The sequence below is a fragment of the Anaerosporobacter faecicola genome (assembly GCF_012070565.1).
Taxonomy (GTDB): Bacteria; Bacillota; Clostridia; order Lachnospirales; family Lachnospiraceae; genus Anaerosporobacter; species Anaerosporobacter faecicola.
On sequence record NZ_JAAQRO010000006.1, the window covers coordinates 47224 to 70668 of the forward strand.

A 23445-nucleotide genomic window follows, 5' to 3' on the forward strand; every position below is an offset into this window, starting at 1 on the left:
CAATCATACACTAAACGTCCTATGTTGTATATCGCTATTATTATAACGCATTTGAATCCAAAAAGGAACCATTAATTGATATTTTTTTAACATTTACTGTATTTCCTTATTCTTGGGGCTGCACCTGGATTTCTCCATCAAAAGCACATACTACATTTCCATCATAATCAACAATTGTTCGTATTCCCTCTCTCTGTACAAGAAGATAATTTGTACCAATCTGCTCAATTGCTTCATAACATGGAGATTCGTAAACTTTCCTTCCTTTTCGATCATAAATCTGCGAGACTTCATCTAAAGCATACTCTTCTGAATAATCACTAATGATCATATCGCCGTTGAGAACTTGGATAACTAAGTTTGAACCTTCTGCGAGTAAAGTATCTTTATAATAAATGCTGATATTCGTTTCTTCATCCAGTTCATTTGTAATCATATAGTATCCTTGTAAAGGAGACTGAATCTCAACAATTCCAAACTCTTTAATCGCGTATTGATAGGTTTCTTGACATTCATAATCATAGATTTCAAACCCATTTTCATTTTTATAGAATAATGCATGTGGTGTAAAGTCTACACCATATGGTTGAAGATGTCCTTGGAACTCTTCTCCTGTTGTAGTTACCAAATGATTTCCCTCTTGGTCGTAATAGGCAATGTTACCTTCGTTCTTCGTTTCATCATAAATTGTCTCTTCCTTGTCTGTAACAATTCCATATTCCTCATTATCCGAATCAAGCGAATCGCTTTCATCACCTATAGACTCTTCATCTGCTTCTTCATTAAAGTCAACACCATCGACTCCAGCAACTTTCACTGCGTCTTCCTTCTGGCTATCCACTACATTCGTACTATCCGTTACACAGTACAGCCAATATTCCACTGAAACTCTCTTATCTGGATATTCTTCTTGATTAATACAGCTTACTAAACTGCCATCCTTCTTTAAAATCAACTGGTATTTACCAATTTGAGCCTCTATCATTTGACTATAATCATTGTAATTCACTACAAAGAAATGTTCGTTCTCTACATCTTTTAGCTTGCAGGTTTTCACTACGATCTCTTTCGTTACTGCCGGTTCTCCCGCGCCATCATATATAATATCGCCCGTATCCATACTTGATGCTACAAAATACGCACCATGTACCATTCCATAACTTTTTGCAAGCGTTCTTGTACAAGTCCCCATCGAATCATAGATTTCAATCGGTTGTTCTCCATCATAGGAAACGGTCCATAGATAAGAACCCAAACATGCTACATATCGATTCGTTAGATCAACGCCTTCATTCAATACATCTCCCTGAAGGTCATAAATCGTCATTGTAGTCGTATCCAACTCTTCATTATAAAGTGTAGCTACATAACAATCGTTATCATATCGTATAAGGGAACTGTACTCCATAGGAATAATCCACAAGTCATTTTTTAGGTCATACAATCCATACGTATATTGATTTGGTTCTATGATGGTTCCTTTTCTTTTCTCCTCATCCAATACACCCAAAACAACCGGTTTACTTGTATCTATAGTACCCATGGAATTATTGGGAAGTACTGCGTTCTCAAAGTACTTCATTACATTCATATCAGAATCAAAGAATACTACCTTTTCATATCCATAATCTAAATCATTATCTCCAATAAAATACCATTCATTGTCTTTCAGATTTAGATGAGCTCTCTGTACTTCTTCCCCATTTCTATGTTTATCTTTATCCTCTTCTGTTATTGTTTGTTGCTCTCCCTTATTGTTTGCGTCAGGTGTTTTACTTTGTCTGCACCCACTGCAAAATAATAAAAGTACCAAAATAATTGGTAAAACTTTTTTCATCCCACTCTCACCTCGTCACTTTTCTATTCTCAAGTTTCATGACTCTACCTTTATTTGAACTCCTATTCTCTTTTTGACTACCCTATTATACCATACCTGTCATCTTTTAACTAGATAGAAAGGGGAATTAAAACGCCACAAAAAGACCTCTCTTTCTGTGGCGTTTATTCTTCTATTCCTCTTCCATTGGATATTCTCGCTCCAACTGTTTCTTAATATAGATTCCTGTATAGGACTTTTTGCATTTGGTAATTTCCTCTGGTGTTCCTGTGGCAATGACTGTTCCACCCTGATCGCCACCTTCTGGTCCAATATCAATGATGTAGTCTGCTGTCTTAATCACATCGAGGTTGTGTTCGATTACTACAACCGTGTTACCTCCATCTGATAATCTTCTTAGAATTTCAATTAATTTATGAACATCCGCAAAATGTAATCCAGTAGTTGGCTCATCTAATATATAAATAGTCTTACCAGTGCTACGTTTGCTTAATTCTGTAGCAAGTTTGATTCTTTGCGCTTCTCCACCGGATAAGGTTGTAGATGGTTGCCCCAGTTTCACATAGGATAGACCAACGTCATTTAAGGATTCAATCTTCCTACGAATGGATGGCATATTCTCAAAGAACTTTAATGCTTCTTCAACTGTCATATCTAGAACATCATAAATATTTTTTCCCTTGTACTTCACTTCTAATGTCTCACGATTATAACGTTTCCCTTCACATACTTCACAAGGAACATATACATCTGGAAGGAAGTTCATCTCGATTTTTAAGATTCCATCTCCACCACAAGCTTCACAACGACCACCTTTGATATTGAAGCTGAATCGTCCTTTTTTATAACCCTTTGCCTTTGCATCTGGTGTTGTTGCAAACAAATCACGAATTTGATCGAATACGCCTGTATAAGTAGCTGGATTGGATCGTGGCGTACGACCGATTGGCGATTGATCAATATCAATGACTTTATCCAGTTTTTCAATGCCAATAATATCTGTATGCTTGCCAGGAATACAACGTGCACGATTTAAGTCCCTAGCCAACCGTTTGTATAAAATCTCATTAACAAGAGAACTCTTTCCTGATCCTGATACCCCTGTTACACATGTCATAATTCCTAACGGTATATCTACATTAACATTCTTAAGGTTATTCTCTTTGGCACCTTTAATCTTAATATAATCTGTTGGCTTTCTTCGTTCTTTTGGTATTGGTATTCGTTTTCTTCCACTAAGATATGCTCCTGTTACAGAGTTTGGATTTTTCATTATATCCTGTGCATTTCCTTCCGCTACAACCATCCCGCCATGAGAACCTGCTCCAGGTCCAATATCTACAATATAATCTGCTGCAAACATCGTATCTTCATCATGTTCCACAACAATTAATGTATTACCTAAATCCTTCAGATTATTCAACGTTTTCAATAACTTATCGTTATCTCGCTGATGAAGTCCTATACTTGGCTCATCCAAGATATATGCCACGCCAACTAAACCAGAACCGATCTGTGTAGCAAGACGGATACGTTGTGCTTCTCCACCTGATAAAGTACCCGTTGCTCTTGCAAGCGATAAATAATCCAATCCTACATCAATCAAGAATGTAAGTCGGGCACGAATCTCTTTTAAGATTAATTTACCGATACTCAACTGCATAGGAGTCAACGTTAATTCATTCATAAACTTAGATAAATCCCGAACTGATAATTCTGTAAGATCAGAAATATTGCGATCTCCAACCGTTACTGCTAAAGATTCCTTCTTCAACCGCTTTCCACCACAACATTTGCATGGCGTCGTTTTCATAAAGGTTTCATACTCTTGTTTTGTACTATCAGATCCCGTTTCACGATAACGACGTTCTACATTCTTGATTAATCCCTCGAATGCTACGTCATAAACTCCCTCTCCACGTTGACCTTTATAATAAACCTTCACACTTTTTCCGTTCGTACCATAGATCAGCATATTACGAACATCTTCCGATAATTGTTCATAAGGAGTGTCCAAACTGAACTCATACTCTTTTGCCAAAGCTTTTAAAATCGCATATGTGTAAGAAGAAGGATCCGTGGCTGATTGCCAGCCTAATACCGTAATTGCTCCTTGTGATAAGCTTAACGATCGATTTGGGATCATAAGCTCTTCATCAAACTCCATCTTAATACCAATACCATAACAATCTGGACAAGCACCAAATGGATTATTAAAGGAGAAATTTCTAGGTTCAATCTCATCTATACTAATACCGCAATCTGGACATGCAAAATTTTGGCTAAATGTTAATTGTTCTCCATCAATGACGTCCACAAAAAGCAATCCATCTGCCAGTTTCAACACACTTTCAATGGAATCCGACAAACGCTTTTCAATTCCTTCTTTCACAACAAGACGGTCAACTATGATTTCAATATTATGTTTCTTATTCTTGTCTAACTTAATCTCTTCATTCAACTCATAAAGAGAGCCATCAACCATTACACGAACATAACCACTTCGTTTTGCTTGCTCAAACAGTTTAACATGTTCTCCCTTTCTTCCTCGGACAACAGGCGCTAACAACTGTATCTTCGTGCGCTCTGGCAGTTTCATAATCTCATCAACCATTTGATCTACGGTCTGTTTTTTGATCTCTTTTCCACACTTTGGACAATGTGGCGTACCTACTCTTGCATATAGCAGACGAAAATAATCATAGATTTCGGTAACCGTACCTACTGTTGATCTTGGATTACGATTGGTTGATTTTTGATCAATGGATATCGCTGGTGGTAATCCTTCAATATTCTCCACATTTGGTTTTTCCATCTGTCCCAAGAATTGTCTAGCATAGGAAGATAGCGATTCCATGTACCTTCTCTGACCTTCCGCATAAATGGTATCAAATGCAAGAGAGGATTTACCTGATCCACTTAGTCCTGTAAGTACAACAAACTCATCTCTCGGAATATCTAGGCTGATATCTTTTAGATTATGTTCTTTTGCACCACGGATCTTTATATACTTTTTATGATTTATCTCTTCTTTTATCATCTCATCACCATGTTTTCTTAAAATTCATTAAGATGCTTCTTTAATTCAAGTAGTTTATCCCTCAATTGTGCCGCCAATTCGAAGTTTAGTTCTGCAGCTGCTGTATGCATCTCTTTGGTTATCTTCTTAATTACCGCTTCTAATTCCTTCTTTGTCATGGATTCATAATCTTTCTCCATGCTGTACATTTCCTTTTCTACTTTCTTGGAAATGCTAATCAACTCACGAACCTTTTTATTAATGGTTGTAGGTGTAATTCCATGTTCCTCATTGTAACGTTGTTGGATTTCTCGACGACGATTGGTCTCTGTAATTGCTTTATTCATGGAATCCGTAATCTTATCCGCGTACATGATGACACGACCTTGAGAGTTACGTGCAGCACGACCAACTGTCTGAATTAAGGAAGTCTCCGAACGTAAGAAACCTTCTTTATCTGCATCAAGAATAGCGACCAATGTAATCTCTGGAATATCAAGTCCTTCACGCAATAAGTTAATACCAACCAAGACATCGAATACATCAAGTCGCATATCACGAATAATCTCGGAACGTTCTAAGGTGTCGATATCTGAATGCAGGTATTTAACTCGGATTCCTACTTCTCTCATATAATCTGTCAGATCTTCTGCCATACGTTTCGTTAATGTAGTAACTAAGATCTTATTCTTATTGGCAACCTCTTTATTCACTTCTCCTATTAGATCATCAATCTGTCCTTCTACCGGTTTCACTTCGATGATTGGATCCAATAATCCTGTTGGACGAATAATCTGTTCTGTACGTAAAAGTTCATGTTCTTTCTCATAAACGTTCGGTGTTGCAGATACAAACATCATTTGATTAATCTTGCTCTCAAACTCTTGAAAATTAAGTGGACGATTATCCAATGCAGATGGAAGTCGAAAACCGTAGTTTACAAGTGTTTCTTTTCTGGATCGGTCACCAGAATACATACCTCGTACCTGTGGTATCGTTATATGGGATTCATCCACAATGATTAAAAAGTCATCAGGAAAATAGTCCATCAACGTATAAGGGGTACTCCCCGGTGCTTGTCCAGACATCGGTCCCGAGTAGTTTTCAATTCCAGAACAAAAACCTGTTTCCCGTAGCATCTCTACATCAAAATTTGTCCGTTCCGCTATTCTTTGTGCTTCTAATAACTTTCCTTCTTTTTTAAAATACATTACTCGTTCATCTAGTTCTGCTTCGATCTTTCCAATGGCTTCCTTAAGTTTATCAGGTGGAACAACATAGTGAGAGGCAGGGAACAAAACTATATGTTCCAATGAACACTTTACTTCTCCTGTCAATACATCAATTTCTGTGATACGATCAATCTCGTCACCAAAAAACTCAACTCTCACCGCTGTATCTGTTGATGAAACTGGAAATATCTCCACTACATCCCCGCGTACACGAAAACTACCACGTTTGAAATCCATATCATTTCTGGCATATTGAATATCTACTAATCTTCTCAAAACATCGTCACGATCTTTCATCATACCCGGTCGCAACGACAACGTCATGTTCTGGTAGTCTACTGGTGCACCTAATCCATAGATGCAAGAGACACTTGCTACAATTATAACATCTCTCCGTTCAGTCAACGCTGCTGTAGCAGAATGTCGCAGTTTATCGATTTCATCATTGATGGCTGAATCCTTTTCTATAAATGTATCTGTAGAAGGTACATATGCTTCTGGTTGATAATAATCATAATAACTTACAAAATACTCGACTGCATTATCTGGAAAGAACTCTTTGAACTCTCCGTATAGCTGAGCAGCAAGTGTTTTATTGTGCGCAATGATCAATGTAGGCTTATTCAATGCTTGAATAACATTGGCCATTGTAAATGTTTTACCGGAACCGGTAACACCAAGTAGCGTTTGAAATTGATTTCCCTCTTGAAATCCTTTTACCAAATCTTCAATCGCTTGTGGCTGATCTCCCGTAGGAGCAAACTCTGATACAAGATTAAAATGATCCATGCTCTTTCCTTTCTTTTGTAACTGTATCACTGAAATAATTTATTTTCCGTATCCATACTTTGATGCCAATTATATCATATGCATTTCCTAAAATCAACATATTTTCGAATGTTTGTTCTGTTTTTAAAAAGTATACTTTGTTCATCCCAGCCCCCTCAAAACATAATGTTATACCAGAAATACTATAACTTCGTATCTTCCATGTAATTAGTAGATTGAATATGATTAACCTTCATATACATTTACTTCTAAGCATCACATCCGTACAATTGTGATGTTTTCATTTTCGAATAAGCTTCTTTCTTATATAATATAAACATTTCTGATAACTTCATACACTGCTAAATTAAGTCACCCATGACAATTATCCGATTTTCTATACTTTTTTCTTATTCATCGAGAATCATAACGATAAGTACACAAATAAAGGCAAGAAGAATACACATTCTTGATCTGCATTCTTCTTGCCTATTGACCGCTTACCTTATTACAAAATTACATCATTATCCTTATATTCATATTCCCGTATTAAATCTTCACGTATTTGCCTTTTAGTTAATTAATTGCCTTTTATTTATTAGCTTTTTCTTCAATCACTTTGATTGCTTCCTGTAATTGGTTATCTTCTGATTTTTCTACGGTAACCTTAGTCTTCAACGATTCATCAAGTTCCACTACTACATCTGGTTCTATACCGGTTCCATGAATGTTTCGACCATTAGGTGTATAATATTTGGAAACGGTCACTTTAACGCCACTTCCATCTGGTAGAGGAATTACCGATTGTACAATTCCTTTTCCGAAACTTGTAGTACCAAGTATTGTTCCAATACCATAATCCTGAATTGCTCCTGCGAATACTTCTGATGCACTTGCACTATTACCATTTACCATAACAACAAGTGGTTTATCAAAAGATTCTTTTGCCGTAGAACGTACTTCATCGGTACGAGTTCCATTCTTGTCTTCTGTATATACGATTAACCCTTCCGGCAACATTCGATCCAGCATATCACATACAGTATCCAACAAACCTCCTGGATTATTACGAAGATCGATAACAAGACCTTTCATACCCTGTTTTTCCAAATCATCAATAGCAGAACGGAATTGATGACCTGTAACTTCATCAAACTCTGCAATTTGAATATAACCAATCTGGTCATCTAGCATTTCATACGTAATAGTTGGTACTTCAATCTCACGTCTGGTAATGGTCAGCTTGATTGGATCTGCTTCCCCTTCTCGTACAACCTCCATATCAACGGTTGTACCTTCCTTGCCTTTCATCTTACCAACAATCTCTGATAAATCCTTACCTGTAACTTCTTCTCCTAACACTTTGTATACAATATCACCAGGTAAGATACCCGCTTCATATGCAGGACCATTCTCAAATGGTTTGACAATCGTAATAATACCTGTTTTTATATCCTGGCTAACATATGCTCCAATTCCACAATAACTTCCAGAAGAAGATTCCATCAAATCAGCAAATTCTGACTCCGTATAATATACGGAGTAGGGATCTTCTAAACTATTTAGTATTCCTTTGTACACACCTTCGGCCATCTTCTCTTTATCAATTGTATTTAAATAATATTTGTCAATTATAGCCGTAAGTTGATTTACCTTTGTTTGAACCTTCGAATTCAAGAGGGCGCTATCATTTGATGCGCTTATAGCTGTATTTGATCCTCCATCACTTGTGCCTTCTGTTGAAGTGCTCTTTACGTATCCAGCAAATAATATACCAAAAAACAATGTTGATACTAACAATCCAACCAGCATACCTTGAAAATAACGATTTTTCATAAACGCTGTCATATCCTTTCTTTGTCAGTCCGATTTCTTTGTCAGCCTATTTTTGTCCGTTCGATTCCTTTGAGCTTCATTTTTCTATCTTGTAAATCTATGTTTCATCTGGTTCACCAAACAAACTTAATTCACATAATTCAGTGGATTCACATATGTTCCATTCACATTAACACCAAAATGTAGATGTGGACCAGTTGATATTCCTGTGGATCCCACAAGAGCAATCTTTTCTCCCCCACTAACCTTCTGCCCCACTGATACTAGCAATTGTGAACAATGCATGTAAACAGTGTAAACGCTATCGCCATGGGAGATCATAATGTAATTACCAGCTCCTGCACTATATGAAGCTGTAACAACGGTACCTGCTTTTGCAGCAACGATTGCTGTACCTGTAGGAGCACCAATATCAATTCCTTGATGATACGTACTAGCTCCACTTGTTGGTTGCCCACGGTTACCAAAGTAAGAAGTGATCTTATGACTAGAAGGTACTGGCCATGTAAATCCACTTTGGGAGTTGGAATTGGAACCACCAGAATTAGAATCATTGGAGTCAGAATTATTATTCGAGTTATTTCCATTGGAGTTATTATTGCTCGAATTATTAGAATTATTACTTTGTTGGCTCTGCTCTTCTTTTTTCTTCCGTTCTTCTTCCTCTTTTCTCTTCCTCTCTTCTTCTTCTTTCTTTCTCTTTTCCTCTGCCTCAATTCGTTTTCTTTCTTCTTCCAACAGCTTTTCAATCAGATTTTCCTGTTCTTGAATTGCATTGGTATAATTGTTTACCATTGTTTCTGAAGCATCGATATTGGCATTATATTTTTCAACTTCTTTTGACTTCTTATCAATCAACTTTTCAACAGTTTCTTTCTCGTAAGTAACTTCTTCATTCAACTGTTCCAGTTCATCAATCTTTTCTTCAATTTTCTTTTTTGTTTTCTCAATTTCAACCTTCGTTTCTTTATAATTCGTTAACATCGTACGATCATATTCCATGATCTTCTCAATATATTCCGCACGATTTAGCATATCTGACATATCTGCTGCGCCGAGAATAATATCTATGTAATTGGTGTTTCCATTCTCATACATATACTTTATTCTCTTTTTCATTGTCTCATACTGGTTTTTTTCAGTTTTTTGCGCCTTTTTTAAATTCTTTTTTGTCGTTTTTAACTCTGCAGTTTCTGTTTCGATTTGTTCTGTCAGATCTACAATCTCCTTATTCAACTCATTCAGTTGTTGATCCATCTTCTCAATGTACGAGACAATATTCCCTTTTTCTTTTTCTAACTGTTGAATCTTAGCCTCTGTTTCTTTCTTCTTTTTTTCCAAATCACTTTTTTCCGTTTTTGCATCGTTAATCTCTGATGCAAAAACAGTATAAACGGAGGTAAATGTTAAAAGAGATACAAGAAGAAAGATTCCGAGCTGATTCCAACGCTTCCATCTTTTCATTTTGCACATACCTTTCTTAATCTGCATACATTTCAATGAGTTACACGCGTAAATGTTTTCTTACTGTGATAATACTACCAATCAAACCAATTCCCACTCCCATTGCTAATGATATTGGGATCAACGTACCAAATACATGATTAATATTCAAAAAGTGTAGAATATTCGACAAAATACTAAACTTCTGTCCAATATAGGTAATTGCTTGATTATAGATCAGATAAAGAATAAACAATGGGATCATTGCACCAATCAATCCAATAATAATTCCTTCAACAATAAATGGAGATCGAACAAAATAATCGGTTGCTCCAATTAACTTCATGATTGAAATCTCTTCCTTACGAACAGAGATTCCCATTGTGATTGTTGTACTGATTAGGAATATAGCAACAGCTAAAAGCAATATAATGATTGCAGCGGAACCATATCCAAGAAGAATATTAAAATCACTTAACCCTTTTGCTAACTTGTCGGAATTATTAACTTTTCTGACACCATCAATGTGCTGCACATATTCAACGAATTCTGGTTGTTGTGAAACGTTATCCAGATACACCACATAAGACGCCGAATCTGCTAATGGATTATCATCTTGGAATGTATCGACCAATTCCTGTTCGTTGGCAAATGTATCTTGTTTATACTTTTCCCAAGCCTGCTCCGCCGATATGTATTCCATCGTAGCAACCTCTGGTCTTGCTTTGATCTGTTCCCCAATGGCATCAATCTGTTCCTGTGTAGCTCCATCATCAAAAAAGATTGAAATTCCTACCGACTTTTCCTCAATCTTAACTGTATATCGAAAATTAGCAAGAATAAAATAAAAGATTCCAAATAAAAACAGACAAGTCGCTATGGTTCCAATAGAAGCCAAAGAAAACATACGATTACGGTGAATATTCTTAAATCCCTGTTTGATACTATACACGATTGAACTAAATTTCATTTGAATAACCACCTTTTTGCTCGTCATTAATCATGACACCTTTGTTCATTGTTATAACTCGTTTTTGCATTGCATCTACAATTTCCACATTATGTGTAACTACTACTACAGTGGTTCCTCTTTTGTTTATTTCATCTAATAAAGACATGATTTCCCATGAATTCTTAGGGTCTAGATTACCAGTTGGTTCATCTGCCAATAAAATTAACGGATTATTTACCAATGCTCGTGCCAAAGCAACTCTTTGCTGTTCCCCGCCTGATAATTCCTTTGGGAATGCTTCCTGTTTATCCGAAAGCCCTACCAATGATAAAATGGAAGGAACATTTCTCTGTATGGTACGGATTGGTTTCTCTATTACCCTCTGGGCAAATGCAACATTTTCAAAGACATTACGATCTTTCAATAATCGAAAGTCTTGAAATACAATGCCCAGATTACGACGAAACTTTGGTACATTTCTTCTTCGTAATCGTGTAATATCCTTCCCATTGACATAGATTTTTCCACTAGTTGGCTCGATTTCTTTTAAAAGTAGTTTAATCAGTGTTGACTTCCCAGAGCCACTGCTACCTACAATAAATACGAACTCTCCTTTTCTGATCTTTATGTTAATATCCTTCACCGCATCTACATCATTCGAGTAGGTTTTTGATACATGTTCTAACACAATGATCGGAGGTTCTATCGGTTCCTCAAACAATTCTTCCACTTCTTTTCTCATTATCTCATGTATCCCTTCCATAAAAAATTAGCACCGTATTTGAAACCCGTAGCCAAAACCCTCTCTACTGTAGCAAATCGGTGCTATATTAGTTATATTTACAATTTCGAAGAATTCACTTCAAAACAGTTTAATACTCTAGGCTCTCCATATATTTCATATATTTTACTACCATTAATGCAATCTTAAAGGTAATGGCATCTTCAAATACTCGCAAATCAAGATTCGTACTCTTTTGTAACTTATCCAAACGATAAACCAAAGTATTTCTATGAATATATAATTGTCTTGATGTTTCTGAAACATTCAAACTATTTTCAAAGAACTTGTTAATTGTAGCTAATGTCTCTTCATCAAAATCATCTGGAGATTTACCATCAAAGATTTCTTTAATAAACATCTTACATAATGGCATTGGTAATTGATAAATCAAACGACCGATTCCAAGATTATTATACGCCACTACATTTCTTCCGCTATAGAAAATCTTTCCTACATCTAATGCCATCTTTGCTTCTTTGTATGATCTAGAAACATCTTTAATCTCATTAACAATTGTACCATAAGCGACATGAACTTTTGTCATTGCTTCCGTATTCAGCATATCTAAGATAACTTTCGCTGTTTTATTCATATCCTCATATGTTTCATTCTGTTTTAATTCTTTTACAAGAATAATATTCTTTTCATCTACAGCTGTAATAAAATCTTTCGTTTTTGTTGAGAATAAACCGCGTACTGTTTCCAAAGCGTTCATATCTTTTTCATTCTTTGTCTCAATAATGAAAACAACACGTCGAACGTCGGTATCAATATGAAGTTTCTTTGCGCGATTATATATGTCTACTAATAACAGGTTGTCCAAAAGAAGGTTCTTAATAAAGTTATCCTTATCATAACGTTCCTTATAAGCAACCAATAGATTCTGGATCTGGAAGGATGCAATCTTACCGATCATATATACATCTTCACTGTCTCCTTTTGCAAGGATAATGTACTCTAACTGATGTTCATCAAAAACTTTAAAAAATTGGTACCCTTGAATCACTTGACTATCTGCTGGAGAATCAACAAATGCTAACACCGCACTTTCATAATCCTCGGCATTGGAAATTGTGGAAGCAAGCGCTTTTCCCTCTGTGTCCATTACGCAAATATCTATACGAGTAATTACTTTTAAGCCTTCAATGGTATTCTGAAGAATTTGGTTTGATATCATATAATTTCACTCCTCTGTTTACAAAACTTAAACTATCTTAGAATAATATTATCACTATTTTTATTGAATGTAAACTAAAAAACGATTAAGTATCAATAAAAACTAGCAAAATTAATCAAAATCTATTTCTGTCTAATTAATTTACTGACTAAACTAATAGGTATTTTTCAATTATGATGTTATATCAATTAGTCTAACCATTATCTTTAATCCAATTCTCTTTTACTGAATATGAGCGAACTACGCCCTATAACGCAATAGCCATAACAAAATGGTATCTAATAAATTGGAAATATTTCAAAGTAAAACTTTTATAAAAATAGCTCTAATGTAAGTATTGGTGTTTTGTGTTCCGCGCCAAGCACAGTCCGCTTCAGCTGACATCTACCTTATGTGCGAGTACGCATCTCCCGGAGGGTTTATATACCAGGAAAGTCGGAGGACTTTCCTAGTATATAAAAAAACTGCCCCACAATTTTCTTTGTGGGACAGCTTTGTAAATTTATAATTAGTGACAGATAACTTGTTCTGTTTCTTTGTCGAATACATGGATCTTTGATAAATCCATAGCAACTTTAACAACATCACCAGGTCTTGCAGTTGTACGTGGATTAACACGAGCAGTAACTTCGAATTGATCGATTGTGAAGTATAAGTAAACTTCAGCACCAAGTAATTCGTATACTTTAACTGTTGCTTCAACAACACTTCCTGGATTAGCTTCGATAAAGATTTCTTCATCATGAATATCTTCTGGACGAATACCAAGAATAACTGTTTTGTTTTCATATCCTTTATCAAGTAAGATTTTAGCTTTAGCTTCTGGTAATTTGATTGATAATGAACCAAATGCTAAGATAACATCGCTACCAGATTTAACAACTTTGCTTTCGATGAAGTTCATTTGAGGTGATCCCATGAATCCTGCAACGAATAGGTTGTTTGGTTTGCTATATAATGCGATTGGTGTATCAACTTGTTGTACAACACCATCTTTCATAACTACGATTCTTGTACCAAGTGTCATAGCTTCTGTTTGGTCATGTGTTACGTAGATGATAGTAGTTTCCAATCTTTGATGTAATTTAGAGATTTCGATACGCATCTGTACTCTAAGTTTTGCATCAAGGTTTGAAAGAGGTTCATCCATAAGGAATACCTTAGGATCACGAACGATGGCACGTCCCATGGCAACACGTTGTCTTTGACCACCTGATAATGCTTTTGGTTTACGGTCTAATAAATGTTCAATGTCAAGGATCTTAGCTGCTTCATGTACTAATTTGTCGATTTGATCTTTAGGAGTTTTTCTTAACTTAAGACCAAATGCCATGTTGTCATATACTGACATATGTGGATATAATGCGTAGTTCTGGAATACCATTGCGATATCTCTGTCTTTTGGTTCTACGTCATTTACTAATTTGTCTCCGATCCATAATTCACCTGAAGTAATTTCTTCAAGACCAGCGATCATACGAAGAGTTGTAGATTTACCACAACCAGATGGTCCTACGAAGATGATGAATTCTTTATCTGCGATTTCAAGATTGAAATCTTTTACTGCTACAAATCCATTAGGATATGTTTTATTAATATTTTTTAATGATAAACTTGCCATTAAACAGTTCCTCCCTAGAATATTCTTGATTTTCTCTTTACTAAAATTATACCAATTCGATAATCTTATGATACACCATTTACCCCCCAAAAACCATACTCCATTTTACCAAATAAAAAAATAGGCTTTTGTATAATTTGTATATCAGCAATTAAAATAGTTGTTTTTGTTAAGAAAATAGCTGAAATTTTCTAGTTTTCTTGTCTATATTCTATAAAGCCCTCACCCATTACTTCCCTTGCATCTGTAACAATGATGAAAGCCCTTTTATCTATAGAAGAAACAATCTCAACAACAGGTGCGATTTCTTTTTTGGATAGCACACAAAAGAGCATCTGCTTTTCCTTATTAGAGTACATTCCTCGTGCTGATATTCCTGTAACACCACGGTCCATCTTATACAATATATGTTGGGATATCTCTTCATACTGATCGGATATAATATAGATTACTTTGGCAAACTTTAATCCTTCTAGAATACCATCCATGACTTTTGAGTTAATATACACTGCTATAACTGCATACAACGCTTTGTTTAAACCAAATACAGCTGCACCCGTCAACACGATTGCTCCATCGATTACGATCAACAGCTGAGGTACCGTATAATGTTTAAAATATTTCTGAATAATCATGCCAAATAAATCGGTTCCTCCCGTTGTGGCGCTGGTTAAAAAAACAAGTCCCAGTCCTACCCCACCAATAACACCACCAAATACAGAAGCCAACAGATAATCCTGGTATTGCACATCAAAACTTGGCACAATATATAGAGCAATGGTAAAACATACTGTTGCAAATAAGGTTTTACCCACAAATCGTTTCCCTTTTAACAGAATTGCTGCTAAGAATAGTGGAATATTAATTATTAAGTTACTAAACCAGATTGGAATACCACCATGAAAAAGATTTTTTGTAAAATACTTAATCACGATTGCTACACCAGAAACACCTCCCGTTACCATTCCCAAAGGTTCATAAACAACATTTACCGAGACTGCAACTAGCAAGGTTCCAAGTATAATCAGAATACAATCCATTCCTTTTGACCGCTTTGTTAATATTTCCATACGTCGACCCCATCTTTACTTTACTTATTTAAAATCTTTTGAATTTTTCAGTTAAATTGCAAACATCATATAACACTACCTATTACTTAATTGTGGTAAGTGAAAAGTTAAACTTATTTATACAAGGGTCAAAAAGTCTTGTGTAATCCAATCCCTTTTGACCCTTCCGTTATTTATTATTATAGTTCTCTAATTTCTTCTTAAATATACGTTTTGCATTACTTTGTTTCCACGGTTTCCACGCTTTCAAACGATGGTAGATCCCTTGTAATCCTAATTTCTGCACAACTTTTGGTATTTCATTATATTCCTTCAACATACCATCTTTAATGTCTGCTAGCACAAGACATAATTTTGCATTTAACTTTGTGTAATTGTGAGCAATCCATAACTCCTGTTGCGGACTTTCAAGCGCTAGAACCAATATATCTGGTGCTGTAGCATTGATCTCATTCACCACAAGATCTTCATTCTCCACAATATCTCCCATATAAGAACCAGCAATTATAAACCGGTCTTCTGCTTTTCTCTTATAATTCAAAAAACTCTCCACTTGATTTACCATATCTGATATTACAAATACTGTCTTCTTAGACCCTTCCATATTCCGAACACTTAATTGCAGTTTATGAAAGTCACTTACATAGTTTGAATTCTCATATATGTGAGGACATGGTAGATACAGTAACATCTCCTGCGACGGCAATATATAATCTGCACAAGTTAAACTGTTTCTGAATTCTTCATCTTCATTAGCATACTCCAGAGTTTTGGCAGTAATAAGGAACACAATATTTAAATAATCATTTAACAGAAACTCTTTTAATTTCTGACTGAACGCTAGAACCGATATAGCGTCCAAATCCACTCCCATTACATTAATCTTATTCTTCATAGTAACCTCCATACTCACTATTAGTAACTCACTAAATCGTGATTGTTAACGGTTATTCCTATCTATTCTCTGAAACTCCTAATATGATCTGTATATCATATCCTACTGGTACTTCTCCCACTTCAACTGTGGCAGCTTGAAACAATGAAACCAAATCCAAACCAAGTCCTTCTTGATTTACTATAATTTTTGTTTCTTCTAAAACAGTATCTGTATAATTACCGATTTCACCAACGGTAAATCCAGCATTTTGAATAATCGAACTGTATTTGCTTGCCAATCCTGTAATTTTGCTTCCATTCAATAAGGAAATGGCATGTCCTATCGACGAGATTGGCTCAACTGTTGATGCTTCTTCCTGTGTTATTGTATAAGCCTCATTGGCAATTAACTGTTGAATCAATTGCTGGGTCTTTTCTTCGTCCACACTATACGTATCTCCCTCATGTATTCCTGGTAGAATATAATAGTAAATGTAATCTGGATTTACATTCTTGTAAGTAGATGCGTATTTTTGTTTGGATTCCAACGACAAGTTCGACTTTGCCACTTCGTAAAATCGAGCAAGATATTCCTTCATGGACAAGGATTCTTCTTCCCCAATAGTTGTAATCAAACTGTCTTTTATCGTATAAACAGTTCCTTCCAATGATTCCCCATCTCCAAGTACCATTGTTTTTTCTTCTGTATTAAAAATAGATTCCGCCGTTTCTTTATCAATAATCGTGTAACAACTTAATTCATTACCTAACAATTCATTTATGATCAGCTTCCCGTATCCGAACCTGGTAGAATTATCAAAAAAAGCATTTAGCTTTTCTAATGATATAATCTGCGGAATTTGCGCATCTTTCGCATATAACTTCTGATATAATTCCGTTGATAATGTAAAATTAGCATTAACGGGGATTGTAACATAATCCAAATTATACGTATACGTATTCAGAATTTCCACTACAGCTCCCTCTATATTATCTTCTTCATCTGCTATATAGATTAAGTTCCTGCAAATATTATCTGCAACTCCGTCACTTGCCATCGTCGTAGTCGTAGCAGATGGGGAAGCATCTTTATGTGTTAGTTTGTATATTCCCAATGTGATCTTATACGATGCAAAACCAACAATAAACATAAGTATCATCATACAGCCTGTTCGAACAAAACCTCTTACAAATGCCTGTACGTGTTTATTTCGTTTCATAACTCATTTCCTTTGCTAAAGCATAACAAAACTATAGCAATTCCTTTCATGCAATTTCACTAATATTTTCTACAATTCTTGGTTTCTTTTCCCTTTCGTACACAAAGTAGTATAGCAGATACCGTAAAAACTATCAACTATGGAATTTTCTTCATGTTCCTTGCAAATTTTCAAAAGAGTCATTACAATAGTTGTAATCATTATATAGATGAAGGAGGATTTTACATGATTGCAAAAACCGTCATTGTTACCGGGGCGTCAAGGGGTATTGGCAGAGCAACTGCTCTATACTTTGCAAAAGCAGGTTATCATGTTGCCATAAGCTGTCAATCCAATGCGGCTTTATTAAAAGAAGTGGAAGAAGAGATTCTCTCCTATGGTGTTCGATGTATATCATATGTAGGAAATATGGGAGAAGAAGAACATGCACTGTGTTTCTGTAAGCAGGCACTTGAAGCATTTGGTCATATTGATGTATTGATCAACAATGCTGGTATATCTATGATTGGTTTGCTCAGCGATCTTTCTCTCACCGATTGGAATACAATTTTAACTGCCAATCTAACTAGTGTTTTTCTTTGCTCAAAGGCAGTTATCCCTTCCATGGTACATCAAAAGTCAGGTCGGATCATTAATATCTCCTCTGTGTGGGGAATAGCAGGCGCTTCATGTGAAGTAGCTTATTCTGCAACCAAAGGTGGTATCAATTCCTTCACCAAAGCATTGGCAAAGGAACTGGCACCAAGTAATGTTCAAGTAAATGCCATTGCATGCGGAACAATCGATACCCAAATGAATCAATTTCTATCCCAAGATGATCGCGAAGCACTAGAATCCGAAATTCCAAGTGGACGCTTTGCAAGCCCTACTGATGTAGCAGAGTTCGTTTTCGCAATTGCCACAGGCAATTCCTATCTTACAGGGCAAGTAATTCCATTTGATGGAGCCTGGTTATAACAGGCTCCTATTTTATTTTTTACTAATCTTCTTTATCCGATCAACTACTTGATTATTAATCGCTTCCGCATTATTAATAAAAATTACATCTTTGATCTTCTTTTTCTTTACCAAGGAAATGATATTTCCTTCATAGTAACGGTAATCAATAATATAGATTTTCCGATAATGATCCACTAAAAATGGAATCATCGCATTCCCATAAGATTCTTTAATGACAATACAACTATCTTTGGTCTTACTTTTTGAATTGGTAATGGTTGCATATGGATTATCACCTGCTGCAAATGTGCTATATTTTGCATTGTTTGCATATTTTGAAACATCATTTACAATCGGCCATGTATGCTCCTCACCATTCCTGTCAATGAACTTCATTGTATTGGTTCCCATTGGGACATAGGTTTCAATGGTATCCTTCTTCTTTTTTAGTATTTTTGATTGATTGGACGCAGCATAATATGATCCCAAAAAGTTCTTATACTTATGTTTTTCAAATTGATCTAGGGTATTCGGTTGAATTCCTTTATCCTCACAGAATTTCTCATACGCATAATATGCTCCCAAAGCTGTCCAATGGTGATCTGTTCGAAAGTAAATGTATTCATCTGCATGCTCCTTAATTGCATCATAAACATCGACAGGTACAACCTTTTTACTTAATTTTGAATAAATATAGGAAAATGCATCTTTCTGGTTACTTGTTCCTACCAGTTTACTTTTTTCTTCATCTAAGTAAATTCCTACACTTGTAGGTGCCAACAAATCATATACGGTAGCAACACCATCTAACTGCTTTGCAACAGAATTAATTGCTTTTGCATAATTATTAGCAGATTTTAAGCTAAAATAATACAAACTGAACGCACGCTCTTTTGTTACATATACACTACCAAATGTCTCTCCAGCCGTAATGTCCTTCTTACTGATGGTAGGGTCTTCTACCTTTTCAGTAGCATCTCCTTCTCCTGTCCCATCTTCTTTTTCAATCGACTCTTCTTCGATTAAATCCTCTTCTTTTTCAACCGGACTCTCTCCCACAGATTCCTCTTCTTTTTCAACTGGATCTTCTCCCACAGATTCCTCTTTTTCTTCCACTTCCACATTATCTATCCATTCCCCATCAACTGTTGGAATCTCATCTGCTAAAATGGCATCCCCTGTAATCTGTTCCTCTTGTAATCCATATCCTTCTTCTAGTGTATCATTTAACGTAAGGAGTTTTTCTCGAAATGGATACGTATCTGCATACCATGTTGTCAATTTATCAAAGTACTCCCCGCTCCACAACTTTGCTATTTGAAAGGAAGGGAACTCTTCTAATTTACGATTTTCTACTTTTGAAAAGTTGGGACGTAGAACATATATGGCGCCTAGGAGCATGCCACCAAACAAGCATACAAAGAATACCACAATTCGTATTTTCTGAAACAATTTCCACTTTTCCCTTTGGTCCATAAACTCACTCCTTCAAAACGATTGCTACATGCAGTAATTACAACAATCTATTGCCTAACAATTAAAACATTTTCATTAAAACTGATAATAAATAAACGGGTTATAACTATTTCCAACCAACGACATAACCGAAAGAAGTAAGAGAATTGGTATAACTGCCACATTTGCTATCATTACTAGATTCATTACCCATCTGTGTCGAATGCCCCATTCGATCAACCACTCATTGATGAATCGAATCAGACCTGTAGAACCAACTATGGCTGCTATAATAAAGAAACAATTGTTCTTAAGTAATAGCATTGTTCGAAGATCGATCCCCACAAGATTGCCTGCTCCAAACATGCTTTTCCCGATCTGCAACATCAGATTCAGATCTGTGTATCGGAACAATAGCCATCCAAAATAAACAACCACCAATGTATAAATATGAGAGATTCCTTTTCCTCGTTTGCTTACCCTCTTTGAAAAGAAAATCTTTTCTACTATGATAAATACACAGAAATACAATCCCCACAGAATATAGTTTACTGCTGCTCCATGCCAGAATCCTGTTAATGCCCATACGATTATGAGATTCAATATAGTTCGTCCTAATCCCAAACGATTTCCACCAAGTGGAATATATACATAGTCTCTGAAAAAACTTCCTAAAGAAATATGCCATCTTCTCCAGAACTCACTTATGGATTTTGCCATATATGGATATCTAAAATTCTCTCGGTAAGTAAATCCCACCATTTTTCCTAGACCAATTGCCATATCCGAATAAGCAGAAAAGTCCATATATATTTGAAGCATATAAAATAACACACCAAACCATAAACCGGTTACGCTAGATGTAGATAAATTCTCTAGTTTATCTGGTAGCAAAGTATCCGCAAGTGCCGCCAAATGGTTGGCAAATACAGCTTTTTTGGCTAGTCCCACGCTAAAACGTGTAATTCCTTGATTCACCATCTCAGTCGTTACCATCCGATTGTCAATCTGTCTTGCAATCTCTTGATAACGGACAATTGGTCCAGCAATGCATTGATGAAACAAACTGGCATACAACAATAGTTTTGGGAAAGATTCCTGTACCTCACAATCCTCTCGATATACATCAACTACATAAGATAGCAATTGAAATGTATAAAAGGATATACCAATAGGAAGCACTAGATCAATTCTTTGAAAATCTCCTTTTGTAAGATTTCGCAATAAATCAATAAAGAAATTCGTATATTTAAAGAACACTAAGATCATCAATAGTAAAGTAACCGTTCCCCAAAGCCACATTCTACGTATCGGTCTACGATGACTCGCATCAATTAATAATCCGCCAATATAACTTATTACAGTCATTCCAATTAACACATAGATTAATTTTAAACCACCAAATGAATAGAAGATTAAGGAACTGATCAGTAAGACCCAATTCTTGTTCCTACTAAAATAATACGCGATTAACGACAATGGTAAAAATAAAAACATAAAAATCAAACTAGAAAATACCATCGTTCTACCCCTTTTCTAATATCAATACTCGTTAAATACAAAATTCTACATTAATGTCGCCTAAGTAAAAAATATAACAAAATATACAACATAAAACAAGAGGGGGAAACAGTAAATATATTACCATTCTCCCCTCTTATTAACATATTTCATCTTTTCTCATTTTATGCTACAAGAATAATAAAGTATTGTGTTTTATACTTATATGAAACGCAAGACCTCTACTCTATTCTGCTTATTCGCCAATGTAGTATTTTAAATAAGTATTAAGGCACCAAGCGATGAATATCTCTTGGGAATAATGTTCCTCTACGTACATTATCTAGTTCAAGTAAACAGCTCGTTAACCGCTCAAGTCCAAGCCCCAATCCTCCATGAGGTGGCATCGCGTATTTGTGCATCATCAGATAACTTTCAAAGGCTTCTACATCCATATTTCGCTTCTTCATCTTCGCAATCTGTTCATGATAATTGTGTATTCTCTGCCCTCCTGTGGTAACTTCTAGTCCGCGGAAAAGGAGGTCAAAACTTAAGGTCACATCAGGATTCTCAGGGTCTTCCATCGCATAGAATGGACGTTTTTTTGTTGGATAGTGTGTAACAAAGATCAATTCACTTCCCCACTGTTTGTGTACTAGCTCACACAATAATTTTTCTTCTTCTGGTTCAAAATCATCATAATCACGTATCGTTCGTCCATACTCTTTTGCTACCCACTCTTTTGCTTCATGAAATGGGATGGTTGGAATTGATATCGCTTCTGGAATATTAACTTTTAACAGTTCTATCTCTCCTGTATAGTTCTTCTGCAGTTCTGCAAATACCGCTTGTATCATTCCAGTCTCCATCTCCATGATCTCTTTGAAATCTTTGATATACCCCATTTCAAAATCCACACTGGTATACTCATTCAGATGTCTGCTTGTATCGTGTTTTTCTGCGCGAAATACAGGTGCTATCTCGAACACTCTCTCGTAAACACCTACCATCATTTGCTTATAAAACTGTGGACTCTGTGCCAGATATGCATCTTTCTCAAAATACTTTAATTGAAAGATATTAGCTCCCCCTTCCGCTCCAGCATAGACAATCTTTGGTGTATGAATTTCTGTAAATTGATTGTTATATAGATAATTTCTTATTCCTCGACAGATTCCCTCTTGGATTTTAAAGATTGCTCTCTCTTTTTCATTACGCAAGGTAATTGGACGGTAATCTAGGAGATTTTCTATAGAGGTATCTACTTTCTTATTATGAATAACAATAGGAAGTTCTTCCTCTGGTGTGGATAATACCTCAACCCCAACCAATCGTAGTTCATATCCACTTCTGCTACGTTCCTCCTTTACCACATCAGCTGTCATGATAACGGTAGCTTCTTCTCGGAGCAGGGAAAGTGGGAACTTCGCATATTCTTCACTATACACACACTGGATCACTGTCCTCTTTGTCCGTAGCAGGACAAATGCAAAACCACTCATTTTACGAATTTTATAGATACTTCCATGGACCTTAACTCGCTCACCAATTCTATTTTCCATATCTTCTGGCTCTACTGTATAGCTGCTTAATTTACCAGTAACTGCATTCCAATTCTGTTTGATCATAATTTGTTTGTTTCTATTTATATTTTTTTCATTCATATTTTTTTCATTCATATTGTTTTCCTACCTTTCGTGATTTCTATGCAACCTT

Annotated in this window: 17 protein-coding genes; 1 reads left to right on the forward strand and 16 read right to left on the reverse strand. The window is 35.7% G+C overall.

Annotated elements, in window-relative coordinates:
• Nucleotides 1-106: 106 nt before the first annotated feature.
• From HBB17_RS02610 to HBB17_RS02670, 13 genes are all read right to left on the reverse strand, one after another.
• Nucleotides 107-1837: a hypothetical protein gene (locus HBB17_RS02610; protein WP_167955516.1), complete on the reverse strand. Its 1731-nt coding sequence runs from the start codon at nucleotides 1835-1837 to the stop codon at nucleotides 107-109.
• A gap of 172 nt (nucleotides 1838-2009) precedes the next feature.
• Nucleotides 2010-4877, reverse strand: a complete 2868-nt coding sequence (gene uvrA, locus HBB17_RS02615; RefSeq protein ID WP_167955518.1) for an excinuclease ABC subunit UvrA — start codon at nucleotides 4875-4877, stop codon at nucleotides 2010-2012.
• Between the two features lie 17 nt (nucleotides 4878-4894).
• Nucleotides 4895-6877, reverse strand: a complete 1983-nt coding sequence (gene uvrB, locus HBB17_RS02620; protein WP_167955520.1) for an excinuclease ABC subunit UvrB — start codon at nucleotides 6875-6877, stop codon at nucleotides 4895-4897.
• Nucleotides 6864-7022 carry a hypothetical protein gene (locus tag HBB17_RS02625; protein WP_167955522.1) on the reverse strand — a complete coding sequence of 53 codons (159 nt, stop codon included), beginning with the start codon at nucleotides 7020-7022 and terminating at the stop codon, nucleotides 6864-6866. Before HBB17_RS02625 ends, uvrB begins: the two co-directional genes overlap by 14 nt.
• 425 nt (nucleotides 7023-7447) lie before the next feature.
• Entirely contained in the window at nucleotides 7448-8692 is a 1245-nt protein-coding gene (locus HBB17_RS02630) for a S41 family peptidase (protein WP_167955524.1), read from the reverse strand.
• Between the two features lie 126 nt (nucleotides 8693-8818).
• Nucleotides 8819-10183 (reverse strand): murein hydrolase activator EnvC family protein, encoded by a 1365-nt coding sequence (locus tag HBB17_RS02635; protein ID WP_167955526.1) that lies wholly within the window; start codon nucleotides 10181-10183, stop codon nucleotides 8819-8821.
• Between the two features lie 13 nt (nucleotides 10184-10196).
• The gene (gene ftsX / locus HBB17_RS02640) at nucleotides 10197-11105 is read right to left on the reverse strand and encodes a permease-like cell division protein FtsX (RefSeq protein WP_167955528.1); all 909 of its coding nucleotides are present in this window, start codon (nucleotides 11103-11105) and stop codon (nucleotides 10197-10199) included.
• On the reverse strand, nucleotides 11095-11781 hold the full coding sequence (gene ftsE / locus HBB17_RS02645) for a cell division ATP-binding protein FtsE (protein ID WP_167955639.1): 687 nt from the start codon (nucleotides 11779-11781) through the stop codon (nucleotides 11095-11097). The genes ftsX and ftsE overlap by 11 nt, the downstream gene beginning before the upstream one ends.
• 178 nt (nucleotides 11782-11959) lie before the next feature.
• Nucleotides 11960-13048 carry a PucR family transcriptional regulator gene (locus tag HBB17_RS02650; protein WP_167955530.1) on the reverse strand — a complete coding sequence of 363 codons (1089 nt, stop codon included), beginning with the start codon at nucleotides 13046-13048 and terminating at the stop codon, nucleotides 11960-11962.
• A 508-nt stretch (nucleotides 13049-13556) separates the two neighbouring features.
• A complete protein-coding gene (locus HBB17_RS02655; RefSeq protein WP_167955532.1) occupies nucleotides 13557-14669 on the reverse strand; it encodes an ABC transporter ATP-binding protein in 1113 nt (370 codons plus the stop codon).
• 191 nt (nucleotides 14670-14860) lie between these two features.
• On the reverse strand, nucleotides 14861-15739 hold the full coding sequence (locus HBB17_RS02660; protein WP_167955534.1) for a YitT family protein: 879 nt from the start codon (nucleotides 15737-15739) through the stop codon (nucleotides 14861-14863).
• 169 nt (nucleotides 15740-15908) lie between these two features.
• Nucleotides 15909-16634, reverse strand: coding sequence for a WecB/TagA/CpsF family glycosyltransferase (locus tag HBB17_RS02665; protein WP_167955536.1), 726 nt, complete (start codon nucleotides 16632-16634; stop codon nucleotides 15909-15911).
• A 58-nt stretch (nucleotides 16635-16692) separates the two neighbouring features.
• Nucleotides 16693-17835: a LytR C-terminal domain-containing protein gene (locus HBB17_RS02670; RefSeq protein ID WP_167955538.1), complete on the reverse strand. Its 1143-nt coding sequence runs from the start codon at nucleotides 17833-17835 to the stop codon at nucleotides 16693-16695.
• 225 nt (nucleotides 17836-18060) lie between these two features.
• Here HBB17_RS02670 and ymfI point away from each other — a divergent pair, with 225 nt between their 5' ends.
• Complete coding sequence (gene ymfI, locus HBB17_RS02675; protein ID WP_167955540.1) at nucleotides 18061-18792, forward strand: elongation factor P 5-aminopentanone reductase; 732 nt, start codon at nucleotides 18061-18063, stop codon at nucleotides 18790-18792.
• Nucleotides 18793-18804: 12 nt separating this feature from the next.
• On the opposite strand, the gene HBB17_RS02680 is transcribed toward ymfI, so the two are convergent.
• The 3 genes from HBB17_RS02680 to aspS form a co-directional block, all read right to left on the reverse strand.
• Nucleotides 18805-20250 (reverse strand): DHHW family protein, encoded by a 1446-nt coding sequence (locus tag HBB17_RS02680; protein WP_167955542.1) that lies wholly within the window; start codon nucleotides 20248-20250, stop codon nucleotides 18805-18807.
• A gap of 75 nt (nucleotides 20251-20325) precedes the next feature.
• The gene (locus HBB17_RS02685; RefSeq protein ID WP_238483656.1) at nucleotides 20326-21726 is read right to left on the reverse strand and encodes an MBOAT family O-acyltransferase; all 1401 of its coding nucleotides are present in this window, start codon (nucleotides 21724-21726) and stop codon (nucleotides 20326-20328) included.
• Nucleotides 21727-22016: 290 nt separating this feature from the next.
• Nucleotides 22017-23408: an aspartate--tRNA(Asn) ligase gene (gene aspS, locus HBB17_RS02690; RefSeq protein WP_238483657.1), complete on the reverse strand. Its 1392-nt coding sequence runs from the start codon at nucleotides 23406-23408 to the stop codon at nucleotides 22017-22019.
• Nucleotides 23409-23445: the final 37 nt, after the last annotated feature.

Excerpts from the sequence above, each read along its gene's own strand:
- HBB17_RS02685 (WP_238483656.1), bottom strand. The coding sequence starts at position 21,726 with ATGTTTTTATTTTTACCATTGTCGTTAATCGCGTATTATTTTAGTAGG.
- HBB17_RS02680 (WP_167955542.1), bottom strand. The coding sequence starts at position 20,250 with ATGGACCAAAGGGAAAAGTGGAAATTGTTTCAGAAAATACGAATTGTG.
- uvrB (WP_167955520.1), bottom strand. The coding sequence starts at position 6,877 with ATGGATCATTTTAATCTTGTATCAGAGTTTGCTCCTACGGGAGATCAG.
- HBB17_RS02650 (WP_167955530.1), bottom strand. The coding sequence starts at position 13,048 with ATGATATCAAACCAAATTCTTCAGAATACCATTGAAGGCTTAAAAGTA.
- aspS (WP_238483657.1), bottom strand. The coding sequence starts at position 23,408 with ATGAATGAAAAAAATATGAATGAAAAAAATATAAATAGAAACAAACAA.
- ftsX (WP_167955528.1), bottom strand. The coding sequence starts at position 11,105 with ATGAAATTTAGTTCAATCGTGTATAGTATCAAACAGGGATTTAAGAAT.
- HBB17_RS02665 (WP_167955536.1), bottom strand. The coding sequence starts at position 16,634 with ATGAAGAATAAGATTAATGTAATGGGAGTGGATTTGGACGCTATATCG.
- HBB17_RS02625 (WP_167955522.1), bottom strand. The coding sequence starts at position 7,022 with ATGAACAAAGTATACTTTTTAAAAACAGAACAAACATTCGAAAATATG.
- uvrA (WP_167955518.1), bottom strand. The coding sequence starts at position 4,877 with ATGATAAAAGAAGAGATAAATCATAAAAAGTATATAAAGATCCGTGGT.
- HBB17_RS02670 (WP_167955538.1), bottom strand. The coding sequence starts at position 17,835 with ATGAAACGAAATAAACACGTACAGGCATTTGTAAGAGGTTTTGTTCGA.
- HBB17_RS02660 (WP_167955534.1), bottom strand. The coding sequence starts at position 15,739 with ATGGAAATATTAACAAAGCGGTCAAAAGGAATGGATTGTATTCTGATT.
- ymfI (WP_167955540.1), top strand. The coding sequence starts at position 18,061 with ATGATTGCAAAAACCGTCATTGTTACCGGGGCGTCAAGGGGTATTGGC.
- HBB17_RS02635 (WP_167955526.1), bottom strand. The coding sequence starts at position 10,183 with ATGCAGATTAAGAAAGGTATGTGCAAAATGAAAAGATGGAAGCGTTGG.
- HBB17_RS02655 (WP_167955532.1), bottom strand. The coding sequence starts at position 14,669 with ATGGCAAGTTTATCATTAAAAAATATTAATAAAACATATCCTAATGGA.
- HBB17_RS02610 (WP_167955516.1), bottom strand. The coding sequence starts at position 1,837 with ATGAAAAAAGTTTTACCAATTATTTTGGTACTTTTATTATTTTGCAGT.
- HBB17_RS02630 (WP_167955524.1), bottom strand. The coding sequence starts at position 8,692 with ATGAAAAATCGTTATTTTCAAGGTATGCTGGTTGGATTGTTAGTATCA.